General features: G+C 71.7%; 16 protein-coding genes. 1 reads left to right on the top strand and 15 read right to left on the bottom strand.

What is annotated here, in order from left to right; translation table 11 throughout:
- The first annotated feature begins 174 nt into the window (after positions 1–174).
- A complete protein-coding gene (locus N6H00_RS32945; protein ID WP_268975477.1) occupies positions 175–1,404 on the top strand; it encodes a DUF349 domain-containing protein in 1,230 nt (409 codons plus the stop codon).
- A gap of 95 nt (positions 1,405–1,499) precedes the next feature.
- On the opposite strand, the gene N6H00_RS32940 is transcribed toward N6H00_RS32945, so the two are convergent.
- The 15 genes from N6H00_RS32940 to pgsA form a co-directional block, all read right to left on the bottom strand.
- Positions 1,500–4,034, bottom strand: coding sequence for a RelA/SpoT family protein (locus N6H00_RS32940; protein WP_268975476.1), 2,535 nt, complete (start codon positions 4,032–4,034; stop codon positions 1,500–1,502).
- A gap of 197 nt (positions 4,035–4,231) precedes the next feature.
- Positions 4,232–4,834, bottom strand: coding sequence for an adenine phosphoribosyltransferase (locus N6H00_RS32935; protein WP_268975475.1), 603 nt, complete (start codon positions 4,832–4,834; stop codon positions 4,232–4,234).
- Positions 4,835–4,859: 25 nt separating this feature from the next.
- Positions 4,860–5,984, bottom strand: a complete 1,125-nt coding sequence (gene secF, locus N6H00_RS32930) for a protein translocase subunit SecF (RefSeq protein ID WP_268975474.1) — start codon at positions 5,982–5,984, stop codon at positions 4,860–4,862.
- Position 5,985: 1 nt separating this feature from the next.
- Positions 5,986–7,773: a protein translocase subunit SecD gene (gene secD / locus N6H00_RS32925; RefSeq protein WP_268975473.1), complete on the bottom strand. Its 1,788-nt coding sequence runs from the start codon at positions 7,771–7,773 to the stop codon at positions 5,986–5,988.
- A gap of 150 nt (positions 7,774–7,923) precedes the next feature.
- Positions 7,924–8,430: a preprotein translocase subunit YajC gene (gene yajC, locus N6H00_RS32920; protein WP_268975472.1), complete on the bottom strand. Its 507-nt coding sequence runs from the start codon at positions 8,428–8,430 to the stop codon at positions 7,924–7,926.
- Positions 8,431–8,643: 213 nt separating this feature from the next.
- Positions 8,644–9,732 carry a Holliday junction branch migration DNA helicase RuvB gene (ruvB, locus tag N6H00_RS32915; protein WP_268975471.1) on the bottom strand — a complete coding sequence of 363 codons (1,089 nt, stop codon included), beginning with the start codon at positions 9,730–9,732 and terminating at the stop codon, positions 8,644–8,646.
- Between the two features lie 67 nt (positions 9,733–9,799).
- The gene (gene ruvA, locus N6H00_RS32910; protein ID WP_268975470.1) at positions 9,800–10,420 is read right to left on the bottom strand and encodes a Holliday junction branch migration protein RuvA; all 621 of its coding nucleotides are present in this window, start codon (positions 10,418–10,420) and stop codon (positions 9,800–9,802) included.
- A complete protein-coding gene (ruvC, locus tag N6H00_RS32905; RefSeq protein ID WP_268975469.1) occupies positions 10,417–10,995 on the bottom strand; it encodes a crossover junction endodeoxyribonuclease RuvC in 579 nt (192 codons plus the stop codon). The genes ruvA and ruvC overlap by 4 nt, the downstream gene beginning before the upstream one ends.
- Positions 10,996–11,155: 160 nt before the next feature.
- Complete coding sequence (locus N6H00_RS32900; protein ID WP_268975468.1) at positions 11,156–11,908, bottom strand: YebC/PmpR family DNA-binding transcriptional regulator; 753 nt, start codon at positions 11,906–11,908, stop codon at positions 11,156–11,158.
- Between the two features lie 114 nt (positions 11,909–12,022).
- Complete coding sequence (pdxT, locus tag N6H00_RS32895; protein ID WP_268975467.1) at positions 12,023–12,631, bottom strand: pyridoxal 5'-phosphate synthase glutaminase subunit PdxT; 609 nt, start codon at positions 12,629–12,631, stop codon at positions 12,023–12,025.
- A gap of 90 nt (positions 12,632–12,721) precedes the next feature.
- Positions 12,722–13,642 (bottom strand): pyridoxal 5'-phosphate synthase lyase subunit PdxS, encoded by a 921-nt coding sequence (gene pdxS, locus N6H00_RS32890; protein ID WP_268975466.1) that lies wholly within the window; start codon positions 13,640–13,642, stop codon positions 12,722–12,724.
- Between the two features lie 306 nt (positions 13,643–13,948).
- A complete protein-coding gene (locus N6H00_RS32885; RefSeq protein ID WP_268975465.1) occupies positions 13,949–14,527 on the bottom strand; it encodes a hypothetical protein in 579 nt (192 codons plus the stop codon).
- A 282-nt stretch (positions 14,528–14,809) separates the two neighbouring features.
- Entirely contained in the window at positions 14,810–15,970 is a 1,161-nt protein-coding gene (locus N6H00_RS32880) for a glycosyltransferase family 4 protein (protein WP_268975464.1), read from the bottom strand.
- On the bottom strand, positions 15,967–16,902 hold the full coding sequence (locus N6H00_RS32875) for a phosphatidylinositol mannoside acyltransferase (RefSeq protein WP_268975463.1): 936 nt from the start codon (positions 16,900–16,902) through the stop codon (positions 15,967–15,969). The genes N6H00_RS32880 and N6H00_RS32875 overlap by 4 nt, the downstream gene beginning before the upstream one ends.
- Positions 16,899–17,567: a phosphatidylinositol phosphate synthase gene (gene pgsA, locus N6H00_RS32870; protein WP_268975462.1), complete on the bottom strand. Its 669-nt coding sequence runs from the start codon at positions 17,565–17,567 to the stop codon at positions 16,899–16,901. Before pgsA ends, N6H00_RS32875 begins: the two co-directional genes overlap by 4 nt.
- Between the last annotated feature and the right edge of the window lie 191 nt (positions 17,568–17,758).

The following is a 17,758-nucleotide window of genomic DNA, read 5'->3' as shown; positions in this document are numbered from 1 at the left end:
CGCAGGATACGGACAGCCGGGGCACCGGTCGCCTATGTTGGCGTTGTGTAGGGTGCCTGCCCCTGGTGGCCGCCATCCTGCTGTGAGACCGGCCGGGCGTATCCCGGCCGGAAGAAACTGTGGACGATGCCCACGGGCCGCGCGCCCGCCCCGGCATCATGTGGAGGAGGCGCTGTGAGCAGCGAGCCTTGGGGCCGCGTCGACGAGGCGGGGACCGTGTACGTGCGTACGGCCGACGGTGAGCGGGTCGTCGGGTCGTGGCAGGCGGGATCGCCGGAAGAGGCCCTCGCCTACTTCGAGCGCAAGTACGACGGTCTGGTCGTCGAGATCGACCTCCTCGAGCGCCGGGTCAAGACCACCGACCTGTCGGCCAAGGACGCGACGACGGCCATCGATCACATCCGGCACCAGGTCGACGAGCACCACGCGGTGGGCGATCTGGGCGCGCTCAGGGAGCGGCTCGACAAGCTCGCCGAGCAGGTCGAGGTCCGCCGCGAGCAGCGCAAGGCGGCCAAGGCGGTCCAGGCCGACGAGGCCCGCAGGGCCAAGGAGGAGCTGGTCGCCGAGGCCGAGCAGCTGGCCGCCAGCGAGCAGTGGCGGGCGGCCGGGGAGCGGCTGCGTGCCCTGGTGGACACCTGGAAGGGGCTGCCCCGCCTGGACCGCAAGACCGACGACGAGCTGTGGCACCGCTTCTCGCACGCCCGCTCGGCGTTCTCCAAGCGGCGCAAGGCGCATTTCGCGGCGCTGGACGCCCAGCGCGAGGAGGCCCGTCAGACCAAGGAGAAGCTGGTCGCCGAGGCCGAGGCGCTCTCCGGCTCCACCGACTGGGGTCCGACCGCGGCCCGGTACCGGGAGCTGATGACGGACTGGAAGGCCGCGGGCCGGGCGCAGCGCGAGGCCGAGGAGGACCTGTGGAACCGCTTCCGCGGTGCGCAGGACATCTTCTTCCAGGCGCGCAGCGAGGTCTTCGCGGAGCGCGACGCCGAGCAGCGGGAGAACCTCACCCGTAAGGAGGAGCTCGTCGTCGAGGCCGAGAAGCTGCTGCCGATCTCGGACCTGAAGGCGGCCCGCGCGGCCTTCCGGTCGGTCAACGAGCGGTGGGAGGCCATCGGCCATGTGCCGAGGGACGCCCGCGCCCGGATCGAGGGCCGGATGCACGCGGTGGAGCGCGCCATCCAGGACGCCGAGGAAGCGGAGTGGCGGCGGACCAACCCGGAGGCGCGGGCCCGCGCCGAGGGGCTCACCGGCCAGCTCCAGGACGCCGTCGACAAGCTCCGCGCCCAGATCGACGCGGCCCGCGCGGCGGGGAACAACGCGAAGGCCGACAAGCTCTCCAAGGAGCTCGAGGGCCGCCAGGCGCTGCTGGACCAGGCGCTGAAGGGGCTCCAGGAGTTCGGCGGCTGACCCCACCCGGCCGACATGGGATACGGCGGCGGCCCCCGGCGCGAGGCGTCGGGGGCCGCCGTCGTACGCGCGCTCAGCGGGCCGCGGGCCGAGGCTCAGCGGGCGCGGGCCGAGGTGACCCGGTAGACGTCGTAGACGCCCTCGACGCCGCGCACGGCCTTCAGGACGTGGCCCAGGTGCTTGGGGTCGCCCATCTCGAAGGTGAAGCGCGAGGTGGCGACCCGGTCGCGGGAGGTCTGCACGGCCGCGGAGAGGATGTTGACGTGCTGGTCGGACAGCACCCGGGTGACGTCCGACAGCAGCCGGGACCGGTCCAGCGCCTCGACCTGGATGGCGACCAGGAAGACGGACGACTGGGTGGGCGCCCATTCGACCTCGAGGATGCGCTCGGGCTGCTGGGAGAGCGAGTCCACGTTGACGCAGTCGGCGCGGTGCACGGAGACGCCGCTGCCGCGGGTGACGAAGCCGATGATGGGGTCGCCGGGGACCGGCGTGCAGCAGCGGGCCAGCTTGACCCACACGTCCTCCACGCCCTTGACCACGACGCCCGGATCGGCGCTGGAGCGGCGCTTGGCGCGGCTGCGGATGGGCGGGGCGGTCTCGGCGATGTCCTCGTTGGCCGCCTCCTCGCCGCCGAGCGCCTGGACCAGCTTCTGCACCACGTTCTGCGCGGAGACATGGCCCTCGCCGATGGCCGCGTAGAGCGCGGAGATGTCCGGGTAGCGCATCTCATGGGCGAGGGTGACCAGCGAGTCCCCGGTCAGGATGCGCTGGATGGGCAGGTTCTGCTTGCGCATCGCCCGGACGATCGCGTCCTTGCCCTGTTCGATGGCCTCGTCGCGGCGCTCCTTGGAGAACCAGGCGCGGATCTTGTTACGGGCGCGCGGCGACTTGACGAAGCCCAGCCAGTCGCGGGAGGGCCCGGCGCCCGCCGCCTTGGAGGTGAAGACCTCCACCAGGTCGCCGTTGTCGAGGGTGGACTCCAGCGGCACCAGCCGCCCGTTGACCCGGGCGCCTATGGTGCGGTGGCCGACCTCGGTGTGCACGGCGTAGGCGAAGTCGACCGGGGTGGCCCCGGCCGGCAGCGCTATGACATCGCCCTTGGGGGTGAAGACGAAGACCTCGTTCCGGGACAGGTCGAAGCGCAGGGACTCCAGGAACTCGCCCGGGTCCTCGGTCTCCTTCTGCCAGTCCAGCAGCTGCCGCAGCCACGCCATGTCGTTGATGGCGTCGTCCTTGCCGGCCCGGCGGGGCACATCGGTGCGCACCTTGGAGGCACCGGCCACCGCCTCCTGCTTGTACTTCCAGTGCGCGGCGATGCCGTATTCGGCGCGGCGGTGCATGTCGAAGGTGCGGATCTGGAGCTCGACCGGTTTGCCGCTGGGTCCGATGACCGTCGTGTGCAGCGACTGGTACATGTTGAACTTGGGCATCGCGATGTAGTCCTTGAACCGCCCCGGCACCGGGTTCCACCGCGCGTGGATGGTCCCGAGCGCCGCGTAGCAGTCGCGGACGGTGTCGACGAGCACCCGGATGCCCACCAGGTCGTAGATCTCGGCGAAGTCCCGGCCGCGCACGATCATCTTCTGGTAGACGGAGTAGTAGTGCTTCGGCCGGCCGGTGACGGTCGCCTTGATCCGGGCCGCCCGCAGATCGTTCTGCACCTGGTCGGTGACGACGGCCAGGTACTCGTCGCGCTTGGGGGCCCGCTCGGCGACCAGCCGCACGATCTCGTCGTACATCTTGGGGTAGAGGATCGCGAAGGCGAGGTCCTCCAGCTCCCACTTGATCGTGTTCATGCCCAGGCGATGGGCGAGCGGGGCGTAGATCTCGAGGGTCTCTCGGGCCTTCTTCTCCTGCTTCTCCCGCTTGAGATAGCGCATGGTGCGCATGTTGTGCAGCCGGTCGGCGAGCTTGATGACCAGCACCCGGGGGTCCCGGGCCATGGCGACGACCATCTTGCGCACGGTCTCGGCCTGGGCCGCCTCGCCGAACTTGACCTTGTCCAGCTTGGTGACGCCGTCGACGAGCAGGGCGACCTGATCGCCGAAGTCACGGCGCAGGGTGTCCAGGCCGTACTCGGTGTCCTCGACGGTGTCGTGCAGCAGCCCGGCCATCAAGGTGGCCGGATCCATACCCAGCTCGGCGAGGATCGTGGTCACCGCGAGGGGGTGGGTGATGTACGGATCGCCGCTCTTGCGCTTCTGGCCGCGGTGCCAGCGCTCGGCCACCTGGTACGCGCGCTCGATCTGGCGCAGCGTCGAGGCGTCCGCCTTGGGGTCGTTGCCCCGCACGATGCGCAGCAGCGGCTCCAGCACCGGGTTGTACGGGCTGGAGCGCTGGACGCCCAGGCGCGCCAGGCGGGCCCGGACGCGGTTGGACGAGCCGGTGCGGGGGGCGGGGCTCTGCACGGGGCGCGCGGGGGGCGTGGTGGCGGGCAGGGCGCTGCCGCGGCCAGGAGCGGGCTTGGGGTTCGTCTGCTCGGGGCCGCGCCGGGCCGGGCCGCCGCCACCGTTGTTGGACACGCCTGGGGCCGCCGTCGGCTCGGCGGCGGTGGGCGCGTCCGGCTGTGCGGAGGGGGTTCCGCCCGGACGGACTTTGGGCGAGAGCGGCTGGGCCTCGTCTGGCAAGGGCACTCCTCAAGCGGTCCGGACCTCAGGAGGTCGGGCTGCCATGGTATCGATCCCGCCACTCCGCTTGCCTCCCGACCGTGAAGCGGGGGCAGGACGCGGGCATGAGCGGACATGACGGAGGGCGGGGACCCGGCGGTGCGCCGTCCCCGCCCTCCGGCGGTCGTCCCGGCCCGGTGCGCGGGCCCGGATCCTGCTCAGACCGTGATCAGGGCCTCCAGCGGGGCGCTGTCGAGCGCGCCCAGCAGCCGGCCGCGGCCGTCGAGGAAGCCGAGCTCCAGCAGCACGGCGACCCCGGCGACCTGGGCGCCGGCCCGCCGGATGAGCTGGAGGGAGGCCTCGGCAGTACCGCCGGTGGCCAGCACGTCGTCGATCACCAGCACCCGGTCACCCGGCTCCAGCGCGTCGGCGTGTATCTCGATCTCGGCGGTGCCGTACTCCAGCTCGTACGCCTGGCCGAGCGTGGCGCCGGGGAGCTTGCCGGCCTTGCGGACCGGTACGAAGCCGATTCCGGCGCGGACGGCGGCCGGGGCGGCGAGGATGAAGCCGCGCGCCTCCAGGCCCACCACCTTGTCCGCCCGGTGGCGGACGCACAGCTCGGCGAGCGCTTCGGTCAGCGCGCCGAAGGCGGCGGCGTCGGCGAGCAGCGGGGTGATGTCCTTGAACATCACGCCCGGCTCGGGGTAGTCCGGCACGTCCTGGATCCGGCTGAGCAGCAGCGCGCGCAGCTCCTCGGCGGCGCCGCCGCCGAAGCCGTCCGGACTGCCTGCCGGGGTCTGTGTCACCTCTGCCTCTGTCATCTGGGTGTCCCCTCGCCCTTCCCGCTCAGCGCCGCTTGCCCGAGGGCCGGCCGCGGCCCCGGTTACGGGAGGCGGGCTGGCGGCGCTGGCCGACGACCCCGGCGGGGGCCGCCGCGGCGTCCTCCAGGTCGCGCGCGTCGTCCTCCTCGGCCGTCGGGTCGGTGGTCTCGGCCTTGGCCGCGGCGGCGCGCTTGGCCTTCACCCGCTTGGCCAGCGCCTTCATCTTCGGGTCGCGCTCCTTCAGATCGGCGACCAGCGGGGTCGCGATGAAGATCGAGGAGTACGCACCGGCGGCGAGGCCGACGAAGAGCGCCAGCGAGATGTCGTTGAGCATGCCGGCGCCGAGCGCACCGCCGCCGATGAACAGCAGCGCGCCGACCGGCAGCAGCGCCACGACCGTGGTGTTGATGGACCGCACCAGGGTCGAGTTGAGGCTGCGGTTGGCGACCTCGCTGTAGGTGAAGCGGGTCTGCTTGGTGATGTCCTTCGACGCTTCCTTGAGACCGTCGAAGACCACGACGGTGTCGTAGAGCGAGTAGCCGAGGATCGTCAGCAGACCGATCACCGTGCCCGGGGTGACCTCGAAGCCGACCAGCGCGTAGACACCGACGGTGATGGTGAGGTCGTGGATCAGCGCGATCAGGGCGGCCAGCGCCATCCGCCATTCGAAGGCGATGGCGAGGTAGATCACGACCAGCACCATGAAGATCGCCAGACCCTGCCACGCCTTGCTGGCGATCTGCTCGCCCCAGCTCGGGCCGACCAGCTGGGTGTCGATCTTGCTGGTGGTGACGTGCAGCTCCTTGGCGAGCTCCTCCTGGACCGGCAGGGCCTCCTTGGTGTCCAGCTCGCTGATCTGGATCCGCACGCCGCCGCGGCCCAGCTCCTGGACCACGACGGTGTGGTCGCCGGCCGCCTTCTCGGCCGCCTGGCGCAGATCGGAGGCGGAGACCTTGGTGTTGTTGGGGGTGGTGAAGACCGCGCCGCCGGAGAACTCGATGCCCATGTTCAGGCCGCGCACCGCCAGGCCCACGATGGCCGTGATGGTGATCAGTATCGAGACGCCGTACCAGATCTTCCGCTTGCCGACGAAGTCGTAGCCGACCTCGCCTCGGTAGAGCCTGGCGCCGAGAGTGCCGAGTCGCGACATCTCACGCCTCCTTCGTGTCGGCGGGGCCGGGGGCGGCGGGACGGCGACGGCGCAGCGGTGGCTTGACCCCGAGGCGCTTGGGGTCCAGACCGGACCACGAGTGGCCGTTCCCGAAGAACGGACGGCGGGCGAGGATCGTCATCAGCGGCTTGGTGAAGAGGAACACCACGGCGATGTCGAGCAGCGTGGTCAGCCCCAGGGTGAAGGCGAAGCCCTGCACCTTGCCGACGGTGACGATGTAGAGCACCGCGGCGGCCAGGAACGACACGAAGTCGGACACCAGGATGGTGCGCCGGGCACGCGGCCAGCCGCGCTCGACGGCGGGGCGCAGCGAGCGGCCCTCCCGGATCTCGTCGCGGATCCGTTCGAAGTAGACGATGAACGAGTCGGCGGTGATACCGATGGCCACGATCGCACCGCAGACCGCCGGGAGGTTCAGCGCGAAGCCGATACCCGGGCCGAGCAGCACCATGATCGTGTACGTCAGGATCGCCGAGACACCGAGGCTGGCCATGGCCACCAGGGCGAGGCCGCGGTAGTAGACGACCAGGTAGACCACGACGAGCGCGAGGCCGATGGCGCCGGCGATCAGACCGGCCTCCAGCTGCTCACCGCCGAGCGCGGCGGAGACGGTGGTCTCGTCGGCGATGTCGAAGGACAGCGGCAGCGCACCGTAGGACAGCACGTTGGCCAGGTTCTCGGCGCTCTGCTGGGTGAAGCCGCCGGAGATGGTGGCCCGGCCGCCGGTGATGGCGCCCTGGGTGACCTCGGGGTCGGAGACGACCGCGCCGTCCAGGACGATCGCGAAGCGGTTCTGCGGGGAGGTCTTGCTGGTGAGCTCACCGGTGGTCTTGGCGAACTTCTTGGAGCCCTTGCCGTTGAAGTCGAGCTGGACGATCCAGCCCGCCCCGTTCTGGCTGTCGAAGACCGCCGAGGCGTCGTCCACGTCGGTGCCCTCGACCTCGGAGGGGGCCAGGATGAACTTGGCGTCGCCCTTCTCGCTACAGGCCAGCACGGAGTCGGTCGGCTTGGCGTTGGCCGCCTTCTCGGCCGCCGCGGCGCGGCCCGCCTTGGTGGTGCAGTCCAGGTTCTGGAACTGCTTGGTCAGGTCGTCCTGGCTGGTGGAGTCCGAGGGGCTGGTGGACTCGTCGGCCTTCGGGGTCTTCGTCGGCGAGGGGCTGTCGCTGGGCGCCTTATCGGCCTTCAGGCCCTCGGAGAGGGCCCGCCCCTGGGGGCTGGCGGTGGCGGAAGAGGACGCCGAGGACGACGCCGACGGTGTGCCGGATGCCTTGTCGTCCTTGCCGGAGCTCTTGTTGTCGCCCTTGCCGCCGGCGCTGCTGGACGGGCTGGGGGTGGAGCTGGGCTCGGGGGTCTTCTCGCCGCTGGTGGTCGTCGTCACCGGCCGGAAGTAGAGCTGGGCGGTGGTGCCGACCTGCTGCCGGGCCTGCTTCGCGTTCGTCCCCTTGGGGATGTTCACGATGATGTGCTTGTCGCCCTGCGTCTGGACCTCGGCCTCGGACACGCCCAGACCGTTGACCCGCCGCTCGATGATGCTCACGGCGGTGTTCATGTTGTCCGAGTTGATCGCGTTGGGCTTACCCGGTTGGTTCTTGGCCTCCAGCGTGAAGCTGGTGCCGCCCGCGAGGTCGATACCCAGTCGCGGCGTGGTGTGACCGGAGGCGAACATCCCCGCGGTCAGGCCCACGATGGCGATCAGGATGACGGCCAAGGCGCGCCCTGGCCTGCCCTGTGACCCTGAGGACCTGCGGCCCTTCTTCGGTGCTGCCACCTTCTCGTATCTCCCTGTCCAACCGCCCGGCATCGGGTGTGCGCCGGGCGGCCACGAAGTCTTGTGGGGACGAGCCCCGCCGGAGCCTGGACCGTCCCAGGGAACCGCGGCGCGCCGATCGGGGCGTGCCGCGGTTCCCGGGTGACGGACTTACTTCGCGTCGGTGCCGCCGTCCCGCTTGTCGTCCCCGGAGGCGTCCGCCGCGGGGGCGTCGTCCTTGCCGAGGTCGATCTTCTTGGCGTCCGTCGTCCCGGCCTTCTCGTCGGCCTCGCCGGCCTTGTCGGCGGGGGCGTCGCCGTCGGCGTCGGCGGCCTCGGTCAGCGAGGAGGCGTCGTCGGGTACGACAGGGGTCTCGGTGGCGTCCTCATCGGGGTCGATGCCGTGCACGATGCGGTTGTACTCGTCGTCCGGGAGGATGGCTCCCACCGCGTTCTTCGCGTAGATCGCGTGGACGCCGGGGGCCACCTCGAGGAGGACCGTGTCGTCGTGGACCTCCTTGACCGTCGCGTACATGCCGCCGATGGTCCGCACGCCGCTGCCCGGCTGCATCTCTTCGCGCATCTGCTGGGCCTGGCGCTGCTTGTTCTTGGCCGAACGCGTCATCAGGAACATGGCCCCGATAAGCACGATGAACGGCAGGAGAGTCACGATATTCACGGGACGGAAATTCCTTCACACGACCGCGGGGAGCGGCCTGGTCTACGGGGGTGGGTATACCGCACAGTGAGCGGACGGCATACGGACGGCATCGGCGGAGTCTAAGCGAGCCCACGCCAATGGAACAACGCCCGGCGCGGTACCGGGGTTCCTGACCCCGCCATTATTGGTCCTCTACGCCATGATGCCGGGTAAGCGAGCGCTTAGGCGTCGCTATGCCTCGAACAGGCCCGCCTGACCGCCGCCGGCGGCCTGCTGCGGTGGGGTGAGTCCCATATGGGCCCAGGCCGCCGGGGTGCCGACCCGTCCCCGGGGGGTGCGGGCCAGCAGCCCCTCCCGGACCAGGAAGGGCTCGGCGACCTCCTCCACCGTCTCACGCTCCTCCCCCACGGCGACCGCCAGGGTCGACAGGCCCACCGGGCCGCCGCCGAAGAGCTTGAGCAGAGCGCTGAGCACCGCCCGGTCCAGCCGGTCCAGGCCGCGCTCGTCCACGTCGTACACGGCGAGGGCGCTGGCGGCGATCTCGCGGGTGATCAGGCCGTCCGCCTTGACCTGGGCGTAGTCGCGCACCCGGCGCAGCAGACGGTTGGCGATCCGGGGGGTGCCGCGGGAGCGGCCCGCGATCTCGGCCGCGCCCTCGGCCTCTATGGTCACGTCCAGCAGCCCGGCGGAGCGGTGGAGGACCCGCTCCAGCTCGGCCGGGGCGTAGAACTCCATATGGCCGGTGAAGCCGAAGCGGTCGCGCAGCGGGGGCGGCAGCAGCCCGGCCCGGGTGGTGGCGCCGACCAGGGTGAACGGCGGCAGCTCCAGCGGGATGGCGGTGGCACCGGGCCCCTTGCCGACGATGACGTCGACGCGGAAGTCCTCCATCGCCATGTAGAGCATCTCCTCGGCGGGCCGGGACATCCGGTGGATCTCGTCGAGGAAGAGCACCTCGCCCTCGGTGAGGGAGGACAGGATCGCGGCCAGATCGCCGGCGTGCTGGATGGCCGGGCCGGAGGTGATCCGGATCGGGGCACCCATCTCGGCTGCGATGATCATGGAGAGGGTGGTCTTGCCCAGTCCGGGCGCGCCGGAGAGAAGCACGTGGTCGGCGGTGCCGCCGCGCTGCCGGGCCGCCTTGAGCACCAGGTCCAGCTGCTCGCGCACCCGCTCCTGCCCGACGAACTCGCCGAGGTCCTTGGGGCGCAGCGCGGCCTCCACCGCCTGGTCGTCGCCGTCGGCGTCGGCGCCCAGCAGCCGCCGGCCCGCGCCGGGCGGGGCGTCGTCGGCGGTTGCCGGTGCGGTCTCGTCCCAGTTCACTGCGTTTCGCCTCGCGATGTCGTCTGGAGTGGTGCCGCCGGCCGCGGCCTGCCGCGCCGGCGGTGGCTCACCGTGTGCGGTTCAGGGTCTGGAGGGCGGCCCGCAGCAGCTGGGCCACCTGGGGCGTGCCGCCCGCGGCCACCGTCTCCTCGGCCTGCGGGGTGACGGCGGCGACCGCCTCGTCGGCCTCCCGGGTGGCGTAGCCGAGGCCGACCAGCGCGGTGTGCAGCTGATCGCTCCAGCCGGGGGCGGGCGCGGAGCGGGCGCCGGGCACGGCGGAGCCGAGCGGCTCGCCGAGCCGGTCCTTGAGCTCCAGCAGCAGCCGCTGGGCTCCCTTCTTGCCGATGCCGGGGACCGCGGTGAGCGCCTTCTCGTCCCCGGTGGACACCGCGCGCCGCAGCGCGTCCGGGGAGTGCACGGCCAGCATGGCCTGGGCCAGCCGGGGACCGACCCCGCTGGCGGTCTGGAGCAGCTCGAAGACCTGGCGCTCGTCGTCGTCGGCGAAGCCGTAGAGGGTCAGCGAGTCCTCGCGGACGACGAGGGAGGTGGCCAGCCGGGCCTGCTCGCCGACGCGCAGCCCGGACAGGGTGGCCGGGGTGCACTGGACCGCCATGCCCACCCCGCCGACCTCGATCACGGCGGTGTCCGGGGCGACGGCCGCCACCGGACCGGAGACGAACGCGATCATGAGATACGGCCTTTCGTGGTGCGCACGGTGCTCGTGGTGCCCGAGGGGCGTGCGGTGCTCGTGGTGCGGTGGGCGGCGACGGCCTGCTGGAGGCGGTTGGTCGCGGGGGCCCGCCAGATATGGCAGATGGCGAGCGCCAGGGCGTCGGCGGCGTCGGCCGGTTTGGGCGGTGCGTCCAGCCGCAGCAGCCGCGTCACCATCGAGCCGACCTGCGCCTTGTCGGCGCGCCCGGAGCCGGTCACGGCCGCCTTGACCTCGCTGGGGGTGTGCAGCTCGACCGGGAGCCCGCGGCGGGCCGCGCACAGCACCGCGACGGCACTGGCCTGGGCGGTGCCCATGACGGTGCGCACATTGTGCTGGCTGAAAACCCGCTCCACGGCGACGCATTCGGGCCGGTGGACATCCAGCCACTCCTCGATGCCGCGCTCGATCAGGACGAGCCGGTCGCCGATCGCGGCGTCCGCCCCGGTCCGTATGACGCCGACGCCGAGCATCCGCAGCGGGCGGCCCGCGACCCCCTCGACCACACCGACGCCGCATCGGGTCAGCCCCGGGTCCACGCCCAGCACGCGCACCGCGCCCCTCCCCTCACCGGGTTTCGGTCACCTGTTCCGGCAGGCTAGCGGCTGCCGCCGACAACACCGGCCGACAACGCCGACGGGCCGGTGGGGTGGTGCCCCGCCGACCCGTCGCAGTTGCCGGCCGCCGCGCCGATCGGGCGTCAGGCGTCAGGCGTCAGGCGTCCACCTTGGCCATGACCTCGTCGGAGACGTCGAAGTTGGCGAAGACGTTCTGCACGTCGTCGCTGTCCTCGAGTGCGTCGATCAGCTTGAAGATCTTGCGCGCGGCCTCTTCCTCGAGCTGGACCTGCATCGTGGGCACGAAGTTGGCGTCGGCCGAGTCGTAGTCGATGCCCGCGTCCTGGAGCGCGGTACGGACCGCGACCAGGTCGGTGGCCTCGCTGATGACCTCGAAGGACTCACCGAGGTCATTGACCTCCTCGGCGCCCGCGTCCAGCACCGCGCCCAGCACGTCGTCCTCGGAGAGCTCGCCCTTGGGGACGATGACGACGCCCTTACGGTTGAAGAGGTACGACACGGAGCCCGGGTCGGCCATCGAACCGCCGTTGCGCGTCATCGCGACGCGGACGTCGGAGGCGGCGCGGTTGCGGTTGTCGGTCAGACACTCGATGAGCACGGCCACGCCGTTGGGCCCGTAGCCCTCGTACATGATCGTCTCGTACTCGGCGCCACCGGCCTCGAGACCGGCACCGCGCTTGACCGCGCTGTCGATGTTCTTGTTCGGAACCGACTGCTTCTTCGCCTTCTGGATGGCGTCGAAGAGCGTCGGGTTGCCCTCCGGATCGGCACCGCCCATCCGGGCCGCGACCTCGATGTTCTTGATCAGCTTCGCGAAGAGCTTGCCGCGCTTGGCATCGATCACGGCCTTCTTGTGCTTCGTCGTAGCCCATTTAGAGTGGCCGGACATCCGCCTGTCTCCTTCGCGTAACCCATTGCTGTACGAACGCCTGAGATCCTACCGGGACAGGCTCAGCCCGTGGCGCGCACTGCCCTCCCGTCTCCCACCACCCTCGGCCGAGCGCTACGCGCGCCCCACCATCTCCACGAAGAGCTGGTGCACCCGGTGGTCGCCGGTCAGCTCGGGGTGGAACGAGGTCGCCAGGACGTTGCCCTGCCGGACGGCGACGGTGTGCCCGTCGAACGTGGCGAGCACCTCGGCACCGCCGCCCACGGACTCGACCCACGGCGCGCGGATGAAGACCCCCTCGACCGGGCCGCCCTCGATGCCCTGGACGTCGATCTCGGCCTCGAACGACTCGTTCTGACGGCCGAAGGCGTTACGGCGCACGATCATGTCGATGCCGCCGATGGTCTCCTGGTCGTCCCGGCCGTCGAGGATCTTGTCCGCGAGCATGATCATGCCCGCGCAGGTACCGTACACCGGCAGTCCGGCCCGGACCCGCTCGCGCAGCGGCTCCAGCAGCCCGAAGACGACCGCGAGCTTGGACATGGTGGTCGACTCGCCGCCGGGGATCACCAGGCCGGCGACCTCGGCGAGCTCCTCGGGACGGCGGATCTGCCGGGCCGTGGCCCCGGCCGCGGTGAGCGCGGCGAGATGTTCGCGCACATCGCCCTGGAGGGCGAGCACACCGATCACGGGGGCGGAGGTGGACGTGGACGACGTAGTCACGGAAGCGAAGACCTCTCGGACGTCAGGGGCACCACGCGCCGGGCCGGACGCCGGGACGCGTGGTGCCAGGTGGTGCCGTGCGGGCGCCGGTTACCAGCCGCGGCTGGCGTACCGCTCGGACTCGGGGAGGGTGTCGCAGTTGATGCCGACCATGGCCTCGCCGAGGTTCCGGGACGCGTCCGCGATGACCTTGGGGTCGTCGTAGAAGGTGGTGGCCTTCACGATCGCGGCGGCGCGCTTGGCCGGGTCGCCCGACTTGAAGATGCCGGAGCCCACGAACACGCCCTCGGCGCCGAGCTGGCGCATCAGCGCGGCGTCGGCCGGGGTGGCGACACCGCCGGCGGAGAACAGCACGACCGGCAGCTTGCCGGTCTGCGCGACCTCGGCGACCAGCTCGTACGGGGCGCGGATCTCCTTGGCGGCGGCGTAGAGCTCGTGGTTGTCCAGACCGCGCAGCCGGGCGATCTCGCCCTTGATCTGGCGCAGGTGGCGCACCGCCTCGACCACGTTGCCGGTACCGGCCTCGCCCTTGGAACGGATCATCGCCGCGCCCTCGGCGATCCGGCGCAGCGCCTCGCCCAGGTTGGTGGCGCCGCAGACGAACGGGGTGGTGAAGGACCACTTGTCGCTGTGGTTGACCTCGTCGGCGGGGGTGAGGACCTCGGACTCGTCGATGTAGTCGACGCCGAGCGACTGGAGCACCTGGGCCTCGACGAAGTGGCCGATCCGCGACTTCGCCATGACCGGGATGGAGACGGCGTTGATGATGCCCTCGATCATGTCCGGGTCGGACATCCGGGCCACGCCGCCGTCCTTACGGATGTCGGCGGGCACCCGCTCCAGGGCCATGACCGCGACGGCACCGGCGTCCTCGGCGACCTTGGCCTGCTCGGGGGTGACGACGTCCATGATCACGCCACCCTTGAGCTGCTCGGCCATACCGCGCTTGACGCGGGCGGTGCCAGTCGCGGGGGCCTCGGAGTTGGACGTGCTGGCGGGCGTGATGGACACGGTTTGACCTCACTCGGTAATGAAAAGTGCGATGAACCCATCGTAGGGCTGTTCGATGCCGGTACATGACCCGGCCATCTGGTCCAGGTCTCAAGCGTGTGTGTTACACGAATGACAAAAGCGGGTCGGGGCACGGCGCGGCAAGGGCCAATCGGAGGCCGGTGGCTCGAAGCGCCCGGGGCCTCCCCGGCGCGCGGAAAGCGCGGACGGCACGCAGACACGGAAGGCACGCAGACACGGAAGGCACACAGGCACGCAGGCACGGAAGGCACGCAAGCACCTAAGGCACCAGGGCCCGGGGACTCTTCAGTCGGTGTGCGGCTCGCCTCCGCGCTCGGGCTCCTCGGTGTCCGGCACCCGCCCGAGGGCCGGCGGGGGCTCGTCGTCCATCTCGAAGGCGAGCGGAAAGGGCGCGTGGCCGGCCAGCCGGAACCAGCGCACCGTGCGATGGCGGCGCAGCGCCCGCGCGGCGCGCACCGCGTCGTTGTGGAACCGCCGGGCCATCGGCACCCGCCTTACCGCCTCCGTGAGCTCCCCCAGCGCGTCCTCACCGCCCGGCGCCTGCCGTACCGCCTCGGCCTGTGCGCTGTCCTCGAAGACGGCCCGCAGCGCCTGGCTCAGCTCGCTCTCGGCGACCTCGCGGTGCTCCTCCTCGGCCTGCCGGGCGGCGTGCGCGGCCTGGTACAGCACCATCGAGGCGGCCGGGTCCAGCACTCCGGCGGTGGCCAGCTCCTGCGCGACGGAGGCACGCCGCAGCAGCTGTGCGTCGAGGGCGGCCCGCGCCGCGTCCAGACGGCTGTGCAGCCGGTCGAGACGTCCGGCGGTCCAGCTCAGATAGACGGCGATGACGACCAGGGCCACCGCGATCCAGATCAAGGTGCTCACGGCCCGCCACGCTACCGCCTGCCGCGCCCGCCGGACGGGGCGAAGCCCTGAGCCGCGGCGGCTCGGCGCGGCCGCGTACGGCACGGTGGTCCGGCCCCACCGCGCGAGATCCCGTCGGTCCCGCGCAGCGCCCCGTCCGGGAACTCCCGCCAGTCCCGGCACGGGCCCCGGGACCCGGCGGTCCCACGCGACGCCCCCGGAGCGTCCGGCCGGTCCCGACGCGAGCCCCGGAGCGTCCGGCCGGTCCCGGCGCAGGCCGCCGGCCCCAGACGCATCGTTCAGCTAGTCCCGGGCGAGCCCCAGGCGCGTCCACAGCCGCGTGCGCTCGTCGGCGGCCACGGACGCCGCCCCGTCCGTCACCGTCTCGTAGACCGCGAGGATGTCCGCCCCGACCGTCGACCAGTCGAAGCGCCGTACGTGCCGGCTGCCCCGCTCGCGCAGCTCGGCCAGCCGCTCCTGGTTGCCCAGCAGCCGCACCGCGGCCGCCGCCAGGGCGTCGGCGTCCTCGTTGGCGAACAGCTCACCCGCCGCTCCCCCGTCCAGCACCTGCGCGAACGCGTCCAGATCGCTGGCGAGGACCGCGGCGCCCGCCGACATCGCCTCGACGAGGATGATGCCGAAGCTCTCGCCGCCCGTATTGGGCGCGACGTAGACATCCACGCTGCGCAGCAGCCGCGCCTTGTCCTCGTCGCTGACCATCCCCAGGAACTCGACGCGCTCCCGCAGCGGCCCCGGCAGACCGGCCACGGCCTCCTCCTCGTCGCCGCGCCCGGCGACCAGCAGCCGTGCCCCCGGCCGGGCCTGGAAGATCTTCGGCAGGGCGCGCATCAGCACCGGCAGCCCCTTACGGGGCTCATCGATCCGGCCGATGAAGCCGATCGTGTCCCCCTGCCACTCCTCCTTCGGCTCGGCGTCGGCGAAGAAGTCCACATCGACGCCGTTGGGGATGACGACCGCGTCACCGCCGAGGTGCTCCACCAGCGTCCGCCGCGCGTACTCGCTGACCGCGATGCGCGCGCTGATCTTCTCCAGCGCCGGCTGGAGGATCGGATAGGCGGCGATCATGGCCCGGGAGCGCGGATTGGAGGTGTGGAACGTCGCGACGATCGGCCCCTGGGCCGCCCAGCAGGCCAGCAGCCCCAGGGAGGGCGAGGTGGGCTCGTGGATGTGGATCACGTCGAAGGCGCCGTCGTGCAGCCAGCGGCGCACCCGCGCGGCCGACAGGAAGCCGAAGTTCAGCCGGGCCACCGAGCCGTTGTAGGGCACCGGCACGGCGCGCCCGGCGGAGACCACGTACGGCGGCAGCGGCGTCTCGTCGTCCGCGGGGGCCAGCACGGAGACCTGGTGACCGCGCCGGATCAGGTGGTCGGCCAGATCGCGGATGTGGAACTGGACGCCGCCGGGGACGTCCCAGGAGTACGGGCAGACGATCCCGATCCTCACGGCTTCTCCCTTCGGGAGGGTCCAGGACGTCCCGAACGTCCGGATCCGTGCTCCAGGTCCGCCAGCCACAGCCGTTGCAGCATGTGCCAGTCCGCCGGGTGCTCGGCGATCCCGGAGGCGAAGGCGTAGGCCACCTCCTGGGTCATGACGGCGATCCGCTCCGCGCGGTTCCCGTCCGCGGGCACCTCGACCGGCGGATGCACCCGGCCGCGCATCACCGGCGACTCGTCGTACCAGAGGGTCACCGGCAGCAGCAGGGCACCGGTCTGGAGGGCGAGCGCGGCGGGCCCGGCCGGCATCTTCGCCCGCTCGCCGAAGAACGACACCTCCACCCCGGAGGCCGACAGATCGCGGTCGGCGACCAGGCACACCAGACCGCCCGAGCGCAGCCGCCGGGCCAGCGTCCCGAAGGCGCTCGCGCCCTGGTGCGGCAGCACCTCCATGCCCAGCCCCTCGCGGTAGGCCACGAACCGGTCGTACAGCGACTCCGGCTTCAGCCGCTCGGCGACCGTGGTGAAGGGCACCTTCAGATGCGTGGTCACCCAGGCCCCGGCGAGGTCGTAGTTGCCCATGTGCGGCAGCGCGAGGACCACGCCCCGGCCCGCGGCGAGGCCGTCCACCAGATAGTGCACGTCCTTGACGTCGAAGCCGCCCCGGATGCGCTCCGGGCTCCACACCGGCAGCCGGAAGGACTCCATCCAGTAGCGCAGGTACGAGCGCATGCCCGCCCGGGACAGCTCCGCGAGCCGCCGCGCCGAGGCGTCCGGGACCACGCGCGCCAGATTGGCCTCCAGACGCAGCACGCCCTTGCCGCGCCGCTTCCACGTCTGGTCGGCGATGCGCTGACCGAGGCGCGCCGCGACCGGCTCCGGGAGCTTCTTGACCGTGCTCCAGCCGAGCCCGTACAGCGCGTCGGTCAGCCTGTCCCTCACCGCGTCTCGCCCCCCTGGGGCACCGTCCGCTCCTCGGCCTCCGCCTCGGCGGCCTCCCGGCGCACGGTCACCACCCGCTGGACGAGGGTCACCGCGCTGCCGACGGCCACGATCCACAGCGCGATCGGGAGCAGGATGTCGATATGCGGCACGCCGAACGCGTGCAGGCCCGAGAAGCCGCAGGCCACCAGCGAGATCACCAGTCGCTCGGCGCGCTCCACCAGCCCGTTGACGTTCACCGGGAGCCCGATGCTCTCACCGCGGGCCTTGGTGTACGACACCACCTGGCCGCTGGCGAGGCAGAAGATCGTCACCGCACACAGCACATTGTCGTCCCCCCGGCCCGCGTACCACAACGCCAGACCGCCGAAGATCGCGCCGTCCGCGACCCGGTCCAGCGTGGAGTCCAGGAACGCGCCCCAGCGGCTGGAGCGCCCCAGCTGCCGCGCCATGTTGCCGTCGACCAGGTCGGAGAAGACGAACAGCGTGATGACGACCGTGCCCCAGAAGAACTCCCCCCGGGGATAGAAGACCAGTGCGCCCGCGCAGACGCCGGCGGTGCCGGTGAGGGTCACCACGTCGGGGCTGACCCCGAGGCGGATGAGCAGGGCGGCGAACGGTGTGAGAACACGCGTGAAGAACGCACGCGCGTACTTGTTCAGCATGACCTTCCCGGGGGGTCGAAACGGGCCGGATGGTCAAGGGGCCACCGGCGCGCCCATCGTAGCCACGCCCGGGTGGGCCGCCGTGCACCTGTCGGACAGCTTCGGGGCCCCATGCGTGGTACGGCCGGATGTGCGACGTATGGACGCACCGTTACGGCGGTGGAAAGCTCGAAGTATCGCAAGGTGTCGAC

It is taken from the genome of Streptomyces sp. S465 (assembly GCF_026898115.1).
Lineage (GTDB): Bacteria > Actinomycetota > Actinomycetes > Streptomycetales > Streptomycetaceae > Streptomyces > Streptomyces luomodiensis.
This window is presented reverse-complemented; position numbering and strand designations above follow the sequence as displayed.

Coding starts and splice junctions, on each gene's coding strand:
- N6H00_RS32935 (WP_268975475.1), bottom strand. CDS start 4,834: ATGACAGAGGCAGAGGTGACACAGACCCCGGCAGGCAGTCCGGACGGC.
- secF (WP_268975474.1), bottom strand. CDS start 5,984: ATGTCGCGACTCGGCACTCTCGGCGCCAGGCTCTACCGAGGCGAGGTC.
- ruvA (WP_268975470.1), bottom strand. CDS start 10,420: ATGATCGCGTTCGTCTCCGGTCCGGTGGCGGCCGTCGCCCCGGACACC.
- N6H00_RS32900 (WP_268975468.1), bottom strand. CDS start 11,908: ATGTCCGGCCACTCTAAATGGGCTACGACGAAGCACAAGAAGGCCGTG.
- pgsA (WP_268975462.1), bottom strand. CDS start 17,567: ATGCTGAACAAGTACGCGCGTGCGTTCTTCACGCGTGTTCTCACACCG.